Source organism: Kocuria sp. CPCC 205258, from assembly GCF_040981005.1.
GTDB classification, from domain to species: domain Bacteria; phylum Actinomycetota; class Actinomycetes; order Actinomycetales; family Micrococcaceae; genus Kocuria; species Kocuria rosea.
In genome coordinates this window covers 111928-123442 of the sequence record NZ_JAVKPS010000007.1, presented here as the reverse complement: position 1 = coordinate 123442, position 11515 = coordinate 111928, and the positions used below count along the sequence as shown (strand labels likewise).

The window sequence follows — 11515 nt, the reverse complement described above, 5'->3', positions numbered from 1 at the left end:
CCCATGCATGTCTCAGCGGCGACCACCGGCACCCCGACGAACGGCCCGGACGACACCCCGTACGGTGCCGATCCGGCGCAGCCGGCCGGGGGCACCTCGACGATCGAGCGCGAGGAGACCAGGGAGCTCCAGGAGCCGGGCGACCACGAGCGCTTCGCGCACTACGTGCGCAAGGAGAAGATCATGGAGTCCGCCCTCTCCGGCGAGCCCGTGATCGCCCTGTGCGGCAAGGTCTGGGTCCCCGGCCGCGACCCGCAGCGGTTCCCGGTGTGCCCGACCTGCAAGGAGATCTACGACGGACTCCGCCCCCCGAACGACCAGGGCGACGACCAGGGCTGAGCACCCCCGGCCGAGCAAGCGCCCGCCGCCGGCGGGCGCTTTTGCGTGGCCCGCCGCCGCGCCCCCGTCATCCACCGCGGCCACGAGGCCGCGGCACCACGAGCGAAAGGACGTCGCCAGAGTGTCCCAGGACGACCAGCTCTCCCTGTTCGGCGCAGCCGCCGCCGACCTCCCCCCGGCCTATCCGGACCGCGCCGCGTGGGGCACGGCCCCCAAGCTGCGCGCCTGGCAGGCGGAGGCGCTGCAGCGCTACTTCGAGGCACAGCCCCGGGACTACATGGCCGTCGCGACCCCCGGGGCCGGCAAGACGACCTTCGCGCTGCGCGTGGCCAAGGAGCTCTTCGACCGCGGGACCGTCAACCGGATCACGGTGGTGACACCCACGGACCACCTCAAGCGGCAGTGGGCGGACGCCGCCGCCCGCGTGGGCCTGGCGATCGACCCGAACTTCAAGAACGCGGACGGCTCCCACGGCCGGGACTACCTGGGCGCCGCCGTGACCTACTCGCAGGTGGCCATGAAGCCGCTCCTGCACCGGGCCCGCACCGAGGCGGGCCGGACCCTGGTGATCATGGACGAGATCCACCACGCCGGGGACTCCCTGACGTGGGGCGACGGGCTCCAGGAGGCCTTCGACCCCGCCGCCCGCCGGCTCGCCCTGACCGGCACCCCCTTCCGCTCGGACACCGCGCCGATCCCGTTCGTGCGCTACCTGGAGGACGGGGACGGCATCCGCCGCTCGAGCGCCGACTACACCTACGGCTACGGCGACGCGCTCAAGGACCACGTGGTCCGGCCCGTGATCTTCCTCGCCTACTCGGGGCAGATGCGCTGGCGCACCAGCGCGGGGGAGGAGATGGCCGCGGAGCTCGGCGAGGGCTTCACGAAGGACATCACCGCCCACGCGTGGCGCACGGCGCTCGACCCGAACGGGCAGTGGATCCCGTCGGTGCTCCAGGCCGCGGACCAGCGGCTCACGGAGGTGCGGCGCACCGTGCCGGACGCCGGGGCGATGGTCATCGCGACCGACCACCAGGACGCGAAGGCCTACGCCGCGCAGCTGCGCCGGATCACCGGGGAGAACCCCACCGTGGTCCTCTCCGACGACAAGGGCGCCTCGGACCGGATCGACGAGTTCTCCGCCGGGGACAGCCGCTGGATGGTGGCCGTGCGGATGGTCTCCGAGGGCGTCGACGTCCCCCGGCTCGCCGTGGGCGTCTACGCGACGTCCACGTCCACGCCGCTGTTCTTCGCCCAGGCGGTCGGCCGCTTCGTGCGCGCCCGCAAGCGCGGGGAGACGGCCTCCGTGTTCCTGCCGTCCGTGCCGGCGCTGATGCAGCTCGCCAACGAGATGGAGGCCGAGCGGGACCACGCCCTCGACAAGCCCGCCGCGGAGGAGACCGGCCTGCCGACCGACCCCCTCGAGGAGGGCTGGGACGACGACCTGCTCGAGGAGGCCAACCGGGAGGAGAAGGCGTCCGCGGCCCTCGCCCAGGGCCGGTTCGAGGCCATCGGCTCGGACGCGTCCTTCCACGGGGTCCTCTTCGACGGCGGCGCCTTCGGCGGCGGCGTGGCGGTGGGCTCGGAGGAGGAAGCGGACTTCCTCGGCATCCCGGGACTGCTCGAGGCCGACCAGGTCTCGGCGCTGCTGCGGGAGCGGCAGTCCCAGCACGCCCGGCGGCGCCCCGGCGCCGCCCGCGCCCCGGAGCAGCCGGCGGTGCCCGACCACCGGCGGCTCAAGGAGCTGCGCGCCACCCTGTCCAAGAGCGTCTCGGCCTGGGCGTCCCGCACCGGCACCCCGCACGGCATGGTCCACAACGAGCTGCGCCGGGTGTGCGGAGGACCCGCGGTGGCGCAGGCCAACGAGGCGCAGCTCCAGGCGCGGGTGAAGAAGCTGCAGGACTGGTTCATCGGGCGCAAGTGAGCCGCGCCCGGGACGCGGACCGCCCGGGACGGGGCGGTCCGCTGCCGGGCACGGGTCAGGACCGGACGACCTCGACCCCCGCCTCGGCCATCTCCCGCAGGGCGCGCTCCGTGGACTCCGCGGCGACGCCCGCGGTGAGCTCCACCAGCACCCGGGTGTCGTAGCCGGCCTCGACGGCGTCCAGGGCGGTCGCCCGCACGCAGTGGTCGGTCGCCAGGCCCACGATGTCCACGGCCTCGATCTCGTGCTCCCGCAGCCAGTCGTCGAGGCTCACGTCCGGCTCGTCGTCGACGTCCTCGTCGTCGCCCATCGGCACGTCCGCGTCCGGGGCGAGCAGCCCCTCGAAACCGGAGTAGGCGGCGTCGTGCTCGCCCTTGCGGAACCACGCCTGGATCCAGTCCGTGTCCAGGTCCGGGTGGGAGCGGGCCCCGCGGGACTCGGCGACGCAGTGCACCGGCCAGGACCGCACGTAGTCCGGCTCGTCGGAGAAGTGCGCCCCGGGGTCGACGTGCCAGTCCTGGGTGGCCGCGACGGCCGCGTAGTCCCCGTGGTGGTCCTCCAGGTGCTCGGACACGGCGGCGGCCACCGCCGCGCCTCCGGCGACGGGCAGCGAGCCGCCCTCGCAGAAGTCGTTCTGCACGTCGACGACGATCAGTGCGGTCCTCATGGTGTTCCTCCCTCTGTTCGGTGCTTCACGCTCGTGCCTCTCGCCCGGTGCTTCTCGCCCGGTGGTGCTCCTCCGGCGGGTGCCGCCGGGCGGATCCCGCCCGGCGCGCGTCGCCCGGACGGCCGCTCAGGCCGGGGCCTCGGGCCCCAGGACGGTCGGGATCACGGGGTCGCCCTCGCTGAGCCGCCGGGCAGAGCGGGGCAGCTCCGCCACGGACGCCGCGTGCCGCTCCCGGGCCCGGCGGACCCCCTCCGGGCCCGTCCAGCCGTCCAGCAGCTCGCCGCGGCGGACGAAGTCCTCCAGCAGCGGCCGGTCGTCGCCGTCGTCGTCGGGCAGCCGGCCGATGCCGACCATCTCGTGGGTCGCCGTGCCCCGTTCGTCCCGGCGCCGCAGGGCGTGCTTGCGCCCGCCCACGGACACCTTGCCCTTCGCGGCCTTCGCCACGGGCCGCAGCTCGCCCGAGGAGTCCTCGCGGGCCACCAGCTTGTAGACCATCGACGACGTCGGCGCGCCGGAACCGGTGACCACGCGGGTGCCCACGCCGAACGCGTCGACGGGCGCGGCGTTCAGGGCCGCGATCGCGTACTCGTCCAGGTCCGAGGTGACGGTGATGCGGGTGTCCGGGTTGCCGAGCTCGTCGAGGAGCCCGCGCACCCAGGCGGCCTGGGTCACGAGGTCGCCCGAGTCCAGGCGCACGCCGCCCAGCCCGGGACCCGCGAGCTCCACGGCCTTGCGCACCGCGGTCTCGACGTCGTAGGTGTCGACGAGCAGGGTGGTGTCCCGGCCCATGGACTGGAGCTGGGCGCGGAAGGCGTCCTCCTCCGTGTCGTGCAGGAGCGTGAAGGAGTGGGCGGCCGTCCCGACCGTCCGGATCCCGTAGCGGTGCCCGGCCTCGAGGTTCGACGTCGAGTCGAAGCCGCCGATGACCGCCGCCCGCGCGGCCGCGACGGCGGCCTCCTCGTGGGCGCGCCGGGAGCCCATCTCGATGCACGGGCGCCCCGCCGCGGCACCCACCATGCGGGAGGCGGCCGAGGCCACCGCGCTGTCGTAGTTGAGCACCGACAGGAAGTACGTCTCGAGCACGCACGCCTCGGCGAAGGTGGCCTCGACCACGAGCAGCGGCGACGAGGGGAAGTACGCCTCGCCCTCGGCGTAGCCGGAGATCGAGCCGGTGAAGCGGAAGTCGGCGAGGTAGTCCAGGGTGGCGCGGTTGACCACGCCGGTGTCCGCCAGGAAGCGCAGCTGCTCGTCGCCGAAGCGGAAGCTCCCGAGCCCCTCGAGGAGGCGCCCCGTGCCCGCCACCACGCCGTAGCGCCGCCCAGCGGGCAGCCGCCGGGCGAAGACCTCGAACACGCTGCGCCGCTGCGCGGTGCCGGCGTGCAGGGCGGCCTGCAGCATGGTCAGCTCGTAGTGGTCGGTCATCAGGGACGTGGGCGGCGGGGCCCACCGGTGGCTGCGCTGGTTCACGGGCACCACTCTAGCGACGCCGCCGGTGCGCCCCGCCTCCGGCACTCGCTACGATGGACGGACCATGCACTGCGCTACTCCCGCCGCCGCCCGCCCCGCGGCCACCGCCACCCCGGAGACCGGCACCCGGCCCACCGGCGCGACGTCCGTGGCCACGGAGACCGAGACCCCGTGGAACGTGGTCGTGTGGGACGACCCCGTCAACCTCATGAGCTACGTCACCTACGTGTTCCGCTCCTACTTCGGCTACCCGGAGGAGAAGGCCCGCTCCCTGATGCTGGAGGTCCACCACCACGGGCGCTCCGTGGTGGCCAGCGGCTCCCTCGAGGAGGCCGAGACCCACACGGCGGCGATGCACGGCTTCGGGCTGTGGGCCACCTTCGAGCAGGCGGGGGGCCACTGATGGCGCAGGGCTTCCGGTCCACCCGCCGGGGCATCACCGCCCGCTTCGAGGAGCCCGAGAAGGAGCTGCTCCAGAAGCTGTTCGCGGACGTCGCCCAGGCGCTCGCCCCCGAGCAGCCGGCCTCGGAGGACTCCCTCGAGCGGATGCTCGGCGTGTCCGGGGACGCCACCGTCCCCGACGACTCCGCGCTGCGGCGGCTGCTGCCCGACGGGAGCCTGGACCCCGAGCGCGCCGCCGAGTTCCGCCGGTACACGGAGCGGGGGCTGCGGGAGACCAAGCGCGGCGTGCTGCAGCAGGCGGCCCTCGCGCTGGAGGCCCAGCCCGTGCGGCTGGACCCCGCCCAGGCGCAGGCCTTCGGGCAGGCCCTCAACGACGTGCGGCTGGTGCTGGCGGACCGGCTCGGGATCCGCAGCGAGGCCGACGCCGAGCGCGTGGGTCGCTACGACGACTGGTCCGCGATCGAGGACGTCGAGACGTACATGTCGCTCCTGTACAACTTCGTCTCGTGGCTGCAGGAGACCCTCATGGAGGCCCTCCTCCACGACTTGCCCCGGGACTGACCGGGCACGACACCGCGGCGGGCCCCCGCCCCGGCCGGGGGTGACGCGGCTCACGGCGGCACGGCCGCGGCGCGGTTTGGGACGGCGGCACGCCCGGGACTACGCTCTTGACGATATGCAGGATGACGACGTCTTCGGGGCCGGCGGCCGGACCGCCCGGCGCCCCAACCCCGGTTCACCCATCGGCGTGTTCGACTCCGGGGTGGGCGGTCTCACCGTGGCCCGCGCCATCATCGACCAGCTGCCCCACGAGGAGATCGTGTACGTGGGGGACACCGCCCACGGGCCCTACGGGCCGCTGCCGATCGCCGAGGTCCGGGCGCACGCCCTGCGGATCATGGACGAGCTCGTCGACTCGGGTGTCAAGCTGCTCGTGATCGCCTGCAACACGGCGTCCGCGGCGGTCCTGCGCGACGCCCGGGAGCGCTACACCCGGGTCTACGGGATCCCGGTGGTCGAGGTCATCCAGCCGGCGGTGCGCCGGGCGGTCGCCTCGACCCGCAACGGCCGGATCGGCGTCATCGGCACGGAGGCGACGGTCGGTTCCCGCGCCTACGACGACACGTTCGCCGCCGCCCCCCACCTGCGGATCGACTCGGTGGCCTGCCCCGCGTTCGTCGACTACGTGGAGGCGGGCGTCACCACGGGGCCCGGCCTGCTGGCCACGGCCCAGGCCTACCTGGACCCGCTGCGCGAGGCCGACGTGGACACGCTGGTGCTGGGCTGCACCCACTACCCCCTGCTCACCGGCGTGATCTCCTACGTCATGGGCGACGCCGTCACGCTGGTCTCCAGCGCGGAGGAGACCGCCAAGGACGTCTACCGGGCGCTCGTCGGCCACGGGCTCGAGCGCGAGCCGGGGGTGCCGGGCGGGCCCGCCCGGCACGAGTTCCTCGCCACGGGGGACGCCGCGTCCTTCGAGGTCCTCGCCCGGCGCTTCCTGGGGCCGGAGGTCGCCCGCGTCCGGCACACCAGCTCCGTGGCGGAGCAGTACCCCACGGGCTCGCTCGCGCGGATCACCCCGGAGATGATCGGGGGAACGGGCCCGTCCGCGCCCTGAGCAGCTCCGCGGCCGGTGCGGCCGCCGTCCCACCGGCACCTCCTGGAAGGCACACGCTCCATGAAACTCACCATCATCGGATGCACCGGCTCCTTCGCGGGGCCGAACTCCCCGGCCTCCTGCTACCTCGTCAGCGGCGAGGACGCCGAGGGACGGACCTGGCGCATCCTGCTGGACATGGGCAACGGCGCCCTCGGGGTGCTGCAGCGCCACATCGACCTGCACGACATCGACGCCGTGCTCGTCAGCCACCTGCACCCCGACCACTGCATCGACCTGGCCGGGCTGCACGTGGCGATCAAGTGGGACCCGCGCGGCTGGGGCCGACCCCCGATCCCGCTGTGGGCGCCCACCGGCCTCCACGAGTACCTCAGCAGCACCCACGGGCTCCCCACGGAGCCCGGGATGCACGGGGAGTTCGACTTCCACACCTGGGTCCCGGAGGAGCCCGTGCGGGTGGGGCCGTTCGCGATCACGCCCTTCCGGGTGGAGCACCCCACGCCCGAGCCCTACGCCCTGCGCATCGACTACGACGGCGTCATGGGCCCCAGCACCCTGGCCTACTCGGGGGACACCGACGCGTGCGAGGGGCTCGTGCGCGCCGCGCGGGACGCCGACGTCTTCCTGTGCGAGGCCGCCTACCACGAGGGCCGCGACGACGCGCTGCGCGGCATCCACCTGACCGGCCGGCGCGCGGCGGAGGCCGCCCGGGACGCCGGGGCCCGCCAGCTGCTGCTGACGCACCTGCCGGTGTGGAACTCCCCGACGCGGGCTGTGGAGGAGGCGCAGGAGGTCTTCGCGGGCCCCATCGGGGTGGCCGAGCCCGCCTACACCTACCGGATCGTCCGCCGGGGGAGCGGCCGTCCCGCGGCCGCCGTCGGGCCGTGAGCCCCGCCGCCGGCGGCCGGGCCGGGCGGTCGGTGCCGCGGGGTAAGGTGGACCACATGGATTCCCCCGTCGACCAGACCGCACCGGCCCTCTCGACCTCGGGGGTGACCCGGTCGGACGGCCGTTCGCCCGGTGAGCTGCGGCCCATCACGATCACCCGCGGCTGGTCCCAGCAGGCGGAGGGCTCCGCCCTCATCGAGTTCGGCAGCACCCGGGTGCTGTGCACCGCGTCCGTGACCGAGGGCGTCCCGCGCTGGCTCAAGGGGGAGGGCCGCGGCTGGGTGACCGCCGAGTACGCGATGCTCCCGCGGGCCACGTCCACCCGGTCCGCCCGCGAGTCCGTGAAGGGCAAGATCGGCGGGCGCACCCACGAGATCTCCCGGCTCATCGGCCGCTCACTGCGCTCGGTCATCGACCTCTCCGCCCTCGGCGAGAACACCGTGGTCCTCGACTGCGACGTCCTCCAGGCCGACGGCGGCACCCGCACCGCGGCCATCACCGGCGCCTATGTGGCCCTCGCCGAGGCGATCGGGTGGGCCCGGGCCGAGGGGCTCGTCGCCCGTCGCGCGCAGCCGCTCACCGACACGGTGGCCGCCGTGTCCGTGGGCATCATCGACGGCGTGCCGATGCTGGACCTCCCGTACGTCGAGGACGTGCGGGCCGAGACCGACATGAACGTGGTGGTCACCGGGTCCGGCGACTTCGTGGAGGTGCAGGGCACCGCCGAGGGCGCCCCCTTCGACCGCGCCGAGCTGGACGCCCTGCTCGACCTCGCGCTGGCCGGCTGCGCCCAGCTCACCCAGATCCAGGTCGAGACCCTGCGCGAGGCCGGCGATGGGTGACCACCACGGCGCCCGGGTGGTGCTCGCCACGCACAACCGGGGCAAGCTCGCCGAGCTGCGGGACCTGCTCGCGGCCGCGCTGCCCGGAGCCGACGTCGAGCGGCTGGTCGTGGACGCCGCCGCGGCCGGGGCCCCCGACGTCGTCGAGGACGGCACCACCTTCGAGGCCAACGCCCTGCTCAAGGCCCGCGCCGCCGCCGCCGCGACCGGGCTGATCGCCGTGGCCGACGACTCCGGCCTGGCCGTCGACGTGCTGGGCGGGGCCCCCGGGATCTTCTCCGCGCGCTGGTCCGGCCGGCACGGCGACGACGCCGCGAACCTGCGGCTGCTGCTCGCCCAGCTCTCCGACGTCCCCGACGTCCACCGCGGCGCGCAGTTCGTGTGCGCCGCCGCGCTCGTCACCCCGGACGGCCGCGAGCACGTGGAGACCGGGACGCTGCGCGGCGCCCTGCTGCGGGAGCCCGTGGGGGACGGCGGCTTCGGCTACGACCCCGTGCTGCGCCCCGACGGGTCCGACCGGACCTGCGCCGAGCTCACGCGCGCGGAGAAGAACGCCATCAGCCACCGCGGGCGCGCGATGCGGGCCCTGCTCCCGCACCTGCTGACCGCCCTCGACCCCGCCGCCGTCCCCGACTGACCCACGCCCGAACCGAGGAAGTTGACCATGCCCTGGTCGCAGCTCCACCACCTGCCGTTCGCCGGCGCCGTCGAGGCCGTGCTGCGTGAAGCCGGCATGAGCGCCGACCCCGGCCAGTGGGAGGTCCACGCCGGCGGGTCCGCCCACGTGGTGGTGAACGTGGGTCACGTGATCTCCGTGCGGATCGCCAAGAACGCCACGGTCTGCGAGCACGTCCAGCGCCGCACGGAGGTGCTGCGGAGGCTGCCCCGCTTCTCGTTCGCGACCCCGCGGCCGCTCACCGGAGTGGTGGTCTCCCACGGCTACACCGGGGTGGGCCTGACCTGGCTGCCCGGGCACCCGCACCCGCCCGGGCACGGCGACCCGGCCGTGCTGCACCGGGTGCTGACCGAGCTGGCCGAGGTCGACACCTCGGGCTTCGCACGGTACCTCGACCGTCCCGGCCAGCACTGGGGCGGCCACCGGCGGCGGCACGTGCTGCTCGACGAGGTCATCCCGCGGCTGCTGCCCCGCAACCAGGAGGCCGCGCGGCGGGCCGTCGCCGAGCTCGCGGCGCTGCCGACCGTGGCACCGACCCTGGTGCACGGGGACCTCATGGGGCACAACATGCTGTGGGACGGGGACGGGGACGAGCTCACGGGCATCATCGACTGGGACCACGCCTGCCTGTCCGACCCCGCGCACGACGCCGCGTCCCTCGGGCTGTGGTATGGCTGGGACACCCTGCGCGCCGCCGTCTCGGAGACCGTCTACGAGCGGGCCCGGCTGCACGCGCGCACGTTCCCGCTGCAGGCGGTCGCCTACGCGCTGCACCACGACCTCGACACCGCCCAGGTCAACCAGTCCATCGCCCGGGCCGACGACTGGATCGAGACCAACCTGCGCGGTGTCTCCGCCTGAGCGGGCGCAGTAGGCTGTTCCGGTGCCTCGTCCCGCTTCCCCCGACACGACCACCGACCGGCCCGCCGCGGATCCGTCGTCCCTCTCCTTCACCGCCATCGACTTCGAGACCGCGAACCGCTTCATCGGCTCGCCGTGCGCCGTGGGCCTCGTGCGGGTCCGCGGCGGACGGGTGGTGGCGGAGCGCTCCGCCTACATGCGCCCGCCGCGCACCCGCGCGGACTTCGACCCCGGGAACACGCGCATCCACGGGATCACCGAGCATACGGTGGCGGGCCACCCCGGCTTCGCCGAGCTGTGGCCGCGGATCGAGGACTGGATCCTGGCCGAGGACCCCGACGAGCTCGTGGTGGCGCACAACGCGGCCTTCGACATGGGCGTGATCCGCGCCGCGTGCGCGGAGACGGACACGCGGCACGCCCCGCTGGCGTACGCGTGCAGCCTGGCGCTGGCCCGGCGCGGCTACGACCTGCCGTCCTACGCGCTGCCCCGGGCGGCCGAGGCCGCCGGGGTGCCGCTGCGCCGCCACCACGACGCCCTCGAGGACGCCCGGGCCTGCGCGGGGATCGTGGTGGACCTGGTCCACCGGGCCGGTGCGGGCACCGTCCGGGAGCTGCTCGCCGGCGCGGGACTGAACGTCAAGCGGCTGGCGGCGCCCCCACTTCCCTGAGCCAGCGCTCGGCCGTCTCCGACACCACGTCCCCGGCGTCCAGCCGGGCGCGCCACTCCGGCGGCAGCGCGGCCGTCCCGAGGGCCGCGCCCGTCACCGCGCCGGCGATCGCCCCCGCCGCGACCGGGTGGTCGGTGTCGGCGGTGGCCAGCTCCACCGCGCGGCGGAACACGGCCTGCGGGTCCCCGGCGCCCGGGGCCTCGGCCTCCGCGCGCAGGGCCGCGCCGAGGCCGCCCGCCAGGGTCTCCGGGGCGGCCCCGCCCGCGCCGAGCAGCCGGTCGAGCGCCGCGGGGTCGGGGTCCTCCCGCATGGCGACGCGCACGGCGTCCTCGAGCCGGGCGAGGGTCTCGGCCACCGGGCGCGTGAGGTTCCCGGCGGTCTCGCGGGCGGCGGCCACGGCGGCCGCGACCGGCCGCGGCAGGCCCTCCCGGCGGGCGCGCACGGCGGCGTGGACCACGAAGCCCTGGACGGCCGCCGCGGTCTGCGCCTCGGGGTGCCCGTGGGTCAGGGCGGCGCCGTTGATGGCCAGGGGCGCGAGCGTGCGCCAGCCGACGTGGGGGAGCAGGCCGAACGGCGAGGAGCGCAGCACCGGTCCGGCGCCCTTGGCCTCCGGCTGCAGGGGGCGTTCGACCTCGCCCATCCGGCCGGAGCGGAGGGCCGCCAGCACCGTTCCGTCCGGCTCCCGCACGGCGTGCAGGATCTCGTGCTCGTCGATCGGGCGGGGCAGGGGCCGCGGCGCCTCGGCCGGGTGGCGCTCGCCCTGGGTCCCCAGCCAGCGCAGGTAGGCCAGCCACAGGCACGCGGTCTCGTCGGCGCCGTGGCCCTGGTTCGCCCACTCGACGACCTCCTGCAGGGCGTCCAGGGTGTAGAGGGTCAGCTGGGTGGCGTCGGAGATCCGCAGCACCGCGGTGCCTTCGGCGGCCTCGGCGGGGGCGTCCGCGCCGGCCGCCGCGGAGCGGGAGCGCGGACCGGAGCTCGCGCGGCCGCCCAGCGCGTCCCCGAGGGCTCCGCCCAGCAGGGCGGCGCGCACGGAGTCGGCGTACTCGGGCCAGGCGGGGTCGAGGCCGGCGTCGGGCGAGAGCAGGGGTGCGGGCATGCGGTCAGTGTAGTCGGCAGCCGACACGGCCCGGGGCGGGTTCAACCGCCCTTCAGGTCACT

Annotated in this window: 13 protein-coding genes; 10 read left to right on the top strand and 3 right to left on the bottom strand. The window is 75.2% G+C overall.

Annotated elements, in window-relative coordinates; all coding sequences use genetic code 11:
* Positions 1–3 precede the first annotated feature (3 nt).
* Together RF644_RS13085 and RF644_RS13080 are read left to right on the top strand one after the other, a co-directional pair.
* A complete protein-coding gene (locus tag RF644_RS13085) occupies positions 4–339 on the top strand; it encodes a DUF3039 domain-containing protein (protein ID WP_035928859.1) in 336 nt (111 codons plus the stop codon).
* Between the two features lie 121 nt (positions 340–460).
* Entirely contained in the window at positions 461–2263 is a 1803-nt protein-coding gene (locus RF644_RS13080; RefSeq protein ID WP_368796816.1) for a DEAD/DEAH box helicase, read from the top strand.
* Positions 2264–2318: 55 nt separating this feature from the next.
* Here RF644_RS13080 and RF644_RS13075 read toward each other — a convergent pair whose 3' ends face one another.
* Together RF644_RS13075 and RF644_RS13070 are read right to left on the bottom strand one after the other, a co-directional pair.
* Positions 2319–2930, bottom strand: a complete 612-nt coding sequence (locus RF644_RS13075; protein WP_176337596.1) for an isochorismatase family protein — start codon at positions 2928–2930, stop codon at positions 2319–2321.
* Between the two features lie 126 nt (positions 2931–3056).
* Positions 3057–4397: a nicotinate phosphoribosyltransferase gene (locus RF644_RS13070; RefSeq protein WP_260987102.1), complete on the bottom strand. Its 1341-nt coding sequence runs from the start codon at positions 4395–4397 to the stop codon at positions 3057–3059.
* A 64-nt stretch (positions 4398–4461) separates the two neighbouring features.
* Between RF644_RS13070 and clpS the strand changes: the two genes are divergently transcribed.
* From clpS to RF644_RS13030, 8 genes are all read left to right on the top strand, one after another.
* A complete protein-coding gene (clpS, locus tag RF644_RS13065) occupies positions 4462–4800 on the top strand; it encodes an ATP-dependent Clp protease adapter ClpS (protein ID WP_017833243.1) in 339 nt (112 codons plus the stop codon).
* Complete coding sequence (locus RF644_RS13060; protein WP_017833242.1) at positions 4800–5360, top strand: DUF2017 domain-containing protein; 561 nt, start codon at positions 4800–4802, stop codon at positions 5358–5360. The genes clpS and RF644_RS13060 overlap by 1 nt, the downstream gene beginning before the upstream one ends.
* 115 nt (positions 5361–5475) lie before the next feature.
* Complete coding sequence (gene murI, locus RF644_RS13055; RefSeq protein WP_368796815.1) at positions 5476–6420, top strand: glutamate racemase; 945 nt, start codon at positions 5476–5478, stop codon at positions 6418–6420.
* 60 nt (positions 6421–6480) lie between these two features.
* Complete coding sequence (locus RF644_RS13050; protein WP_017833240.1) at positions 6481–7308, top strand: MBL fold metallo-hydrolase; 828 nt, start codon at positions 6481–6483, stop codon at positions 7306–7308.
* A 56-nt stretch (positions 7309–7364) separates the two neighbouring features.
* Positions 7365–8150 (top strand): ribonuclease PH, encoded by a 786-nt coding sequence (rph, locus tag RF644_RS13045; protein ID WP_035928869.1) that lies wholly within the window; start codon positions 7365–7367, stop codon positions 8148–8150.
* Entirely contained in the window at positions 8143–8787 is a 645-nt protein-coding gene (rdgB, locus tag RF644_RS13040; RefSeq protein ID WP_017833238.1) for an RdgB/HAM1 family non-canonical purine NTP pyrophosphatase, read from the top strand. The genes rph and rdgB overlap by 8 nt, the downstream gene beginning before the upstream one ends.
* Before the next feature lie 27 nt (positions 8788–8814).
* Complete coding sequence (locus RF644_RS13035) at positions 8815–9687, top strand: phosphotransferase family protein (RefSeq protein ID WP_017833237.1); 873 nt, start codon at positions 8815–8817, stop codon at positions 9685–9687.
* A gap of 22 nt (positions 9688–9709) precedes the next feature.
* Positions 9710–10357 carry a 3'-5' exonuclease gene (locus tag RF644_RS13030; protein ID WP_020380579.1) on the top strand — a complete coding sequence of 216 codons (648 nt, stop codon included), beginning with the start codon at positions 9710–9712 and terminating at the stop codon, positions 10355–10357.
* Here the strand turns inward: RF644_RS13030 and RF644_RS13025 are convergent.
* Positions 10326–11453 (bottom strand): ADP-ribosylglycohydrolase family protein, encoded by a 1128-nt coding sequence (locus RF644_RS13025; protein WP_368796814.1) that lies wholly within the window; start codon positions 11451–11453, stop codon positions 10326–10328. The genes RF644_RS13030 and RF644_RS13025 overlap by 32 nt on opposite strands.
* Between the last annotated feature and the right edge of the window lie 62 nt (positions 11454–11515).

What these genes read in the sequence shown, in the direction of transcription:
- RF644_RS13035 (WP_017833237.1), top strand. Translation starts at nt 8,815, where the DNA reads ATGCCCTGGTCGCAGCTCCACCACCTGCCGTTCGCCGGCGCCGTCGAG.
- RF644_RS13025 (WP_368796814.1), bottom strand. Translation starts at nt 11,453, where the DNA reads ATGCCCGCACCCCTGCTCTCGCCCGACGCCGGCCTCGACCCCGCCTGG.
- clpS (WP_017833243.1), top strand. Translation starts at nt 4,462, where the DNA reads ATGCACTGCGCTACTCCCGCCGCCGCCCGCCCCGCGGCCACCGCCACC.
- RF644_RS13075 (WP_176337596.1), bottom strand. Translation starts at nt 2,930, where the DNA reads ATGAGGACCGCACTGATCGTCGTCGACGTGCAGAACGACTTCTGCGAG.
- RF644_RS13085 (WP_035928859.1), top strand. Translation starts at nt 4, where the DNA reads ATGCATGTCTCAGCGGCGACCACCGGCACCCCGACGAACGGCCCGGAC.
- murI (WP_368796815.1), top strand. Translation starts at nt 5,476, where the DNA reads ATGCAGGATGACGACGTCTTCGGGGCCGGCGGCCGGACCGCCCGGCGC.
- rdgB (WP_017833238.1), top strand. Translation starts at nt 8,143, where the DNA reads ATGGGTGACCACCACGGCGCCCGGGTGGTGCTCGCCACGCACAACCGG.
- rph (WP_035928869.1), top strand. Translation starts at nt 7,365, where the DNA reads ATGGATTCCCCCGTCGACCAGACCGCACCGGCCCTCTCGACCTCGGGG.
- RF644_RS13060 (WP_017833242.1), top strand. Translation starts at nt 4,800, where the DNA reads ATGGCGCAGGGCTTCCGGTCCACCCGCCGGGGCATCACCGCCCGCTTC.
- RF644_RS13050 (WP_017833240.1), top strand. Translation starts at nt 6,481, where the DNA reads ATGAAACTCACCATCATCGGATGCACCGGCTCCTTCGCGGGGCCGAAC.